This is a genomic window from Kribbella sp. (assembly GCF_035687465.1).
Lineage (GTDB): Bacteria > Actinomycetota > Actinomycetes > Propionibacteriales > Kribbellaceae > Kribbella.
Genome location: NZ_DASRXP010000490.1, coordinates 1 through 2,138, shown reverse-complemented (window position 1 = coordinate 2,138; position 2,138 = coordinate 1). Strand labels below are relative to the sequence as shown.

Genomic DNA, 2,138 nt, shown 5'->3' with positions numbered 1-2,138 from the left:
CGTCGCTGCGGAAACTCGTTGTCCGAAGCCGAGGCCGTCAGGATTCGGTGGTGGCGGCGGATCCGGCTACGCCGTAAGCCACGGGTCCTCGCCGCGGGAACCCGGCCGGCCCGGCCCGGGGACAGCAAGAAGCGGCAGGGGGTCCAGTCGATGACGCGACGGGTCCGTGCCGCCGTCGGGGTGATGGTCCTCGGGTTCGGTCTGCTGGCCGGCGTCTATCCGCCGCTCCGCACGTTGGTCACCCAGCAGATCGGAAACGTCAAGCAGAAGGTCCGCGGTGTCGCGGACACGGCGTTGACCCCGATCCGGCCGGTCTCTGTCCAAGGCACCAAAGGCCCGGCCGACCACCCACCCAAGGCGGCGTTCGACACGTTCAAGAACACCTCGTGGATCGCGGTGTGGAACGAGAAGTTGCCGTCGAACCTGACCGTTCAGCTGGATCATCCGGTGGCGCTGCGCAAGGCCGTCGTCTCCACCGGGGATGCGAAGAAGTTCGCCGGGTACAGCCGGCCGGCACTACTCGAGTTCACCTATTCCAACGAGAAGTCCGATCTGGTCCAGCTCAAGGACATCCCGGGCCCGCAGGAGATCGCGTTGCGCAACGCTGTCGGCGTCAGCCGGATCACGGTGAAGGTGGTCAACGTCTATCCGGCGCCGGACGTCAAGACCTTCGCCCTGTCGGAGATCGAACTGTTCGGCATCGGCTGAACCGGAGGAGAACCACGATGCGAGGAACCACGCCAGACCTTGGTACGGCATATCCACTCGGGGCGCTGCTGCCCGCATTGCTCCAGGAGGACCCGTTGCTGATGCGGTTCACCGAGGCGATCGACGAAGTACTCGCTCCGGCGATCAGCGCGCTGGACTGCCTCGCGGCGTACGTCGATCCGGCCCTGGCGCCGCCGGACTACCTCGGCTGGCTTGCGGGCTGGGTCGGGATCGACCTGGACGAGACCTGGCCGGTCGAGCTGCAGCGGGCGGAGATCGCCCGGGCCGTGACTCTGCATCGCGGCCGCGGCACGGTGGACGGACTTCGTCAGCAGCTCGAACTGGTGACCGGTGGCCAGGTCGAGGTGGTCGACACCGGCGGGATCTCGTGGTCGGTCGAGCCGGTCGACGAATCCGATCAGCAGTTCGCGCCGAAGGTGACAGTCGTAGTCAGCGGCAGCCGGGTGAGCCTGACCGCGGTGGAGGCCGCCGTCGACGCTGCGAAGCCGGCCCATGTCGTCCACGAGGTACGGATCGAGCAGCCGCTCAACGGCGCGACGTGAATCCAGGCGGTTGATAGCTGCCGGGTACGACGAGGACCGGGGCCTGCGCCCGGATCGAGGTGCCACCGACGGTGGCGATCACGGGCCAGGTGCCGGCGCTGGTTTGCGGGAAGACCACCAGGGCGGCGGAAACCTTGCCGTCTGGCTTGGTGACGGTGTTCAGCAGCAGCTTGCTTCCAGGGGTGGTCAGAGTGAGCGTGACAGCCCTGGAAGGCGGGAAGTTCTGGCCGGTCACCGTGGCCACCCGATTCATCCGGACGACGCCGGGATTCACTTGAAGGACAGGCTGAACCGCCTGGCTCCGCAACGCGATCAGCCGGCTGTAGGCGGGATCTCCGGTCGTGATGGCCAGTACGCCGTTGCGTTGCCCGGGGTTCTGCGGGGTCGAGCTGACCTCGATCGAGCACGACGAGTCCGGCGCCAGGGTGATGCCGGTACAGGTGGTCTTGCCGACGGCGAAGTCGCCGACCGTGAACCGAGTCCCGGTGAGTACGCCGACAGCTGTGACCATGATCGGCACGGTGGCAGTGTTACGAACCTGCACGATCCGCGGGCCGATCCCGACCAGGGCCGGCCCGGAACCACCGAAGTCCAGCGGATCGGGCGTGATCACCAGCTGGCCGGCGGGAGCGGGCCTGGGGGGCTGCGCCGGCCCAGGGGGCTCCGGCGGTTCCCCGCTGGGAGTTTCGGTGCCTTCAGCAACCAAAGTCACCTCGTCCGTGGTGCCGCCGGGTTGGCTGACGCGCAGGACGGCCTGGCGCCGACCGGCCACGACCGGGCGATCGAGACCGTGCGCGGGCTCGGCTATCGTTACCGCGCCGATCTCGGCTGATCCCCGCTCAATGAGCATTCTGCCGCTTCAGCACG

The 2,138-nt window shown here is 68.0% G+C and carries 3 protein-coding genes; 2 read left to right on the top strand and 1 reads right to left on the bottom strand.

Translation table 11 applies throughout. The annotated features are described in order from the left end of the window. Together VFG33_RS26005 and VFG33_RS26000 are read left to right on the top strand one after the other, a co-directional pair. On the top strand, positions 1-708 hold a 708-nt coding region (locus VFG33_RS26005; RefSeq protein ID WP_325055580.1), incomplete at its 5' end, for an NADase-type glycan-binding domain-containing protein. 17 nt (positions 709-725) lie between these two features. After that, positions 726-1,271 carry a phage tail protein I gene (locus VFG33_RS26000; RefSeq protein WP_325055579.1) on the top strand — a complete coding sequence of 182 codons (546 nt, stop codon included), beginning with the start codon at positions 726-728 and terminating at the stop codon, positions 1,269-1,271. On the opposite strand, the gene VFG33_RS25995 is transcribed toward VFG33_RS26000, so the two are convergent. Continuing rightward, a complete protein-coding gene (locus VFG33_RS25995; protein ID WP_325055578.1) occupies positions 1,255-2,121 on the bottom strand; it encodes a hypothetical protein in 867 nt (288 codons plus the stop codon). The genes VFG33_RS26000 and VFG33_RS25995 overlap by 17 nt on opposite strands. Positions 2,122-2,138: the final 17 nt, after the last annotated feature.

Coding starts and splice junctions, on each gene's coding strand:
- VFG33_RS25995 (WP_325055578.1), bottom strand. CDS start 2,121: ATGCTCATTGAGCGGGGATCAGCCGAGATCGGCGCGGTAACGATAGCC.
- VFG33_RS26000 (WP_325055579.1), top strand. CDS start 726: ATGCGAGGAACCACGCCAGACCTTGGTACGGCATATCCACTCGGGGCG.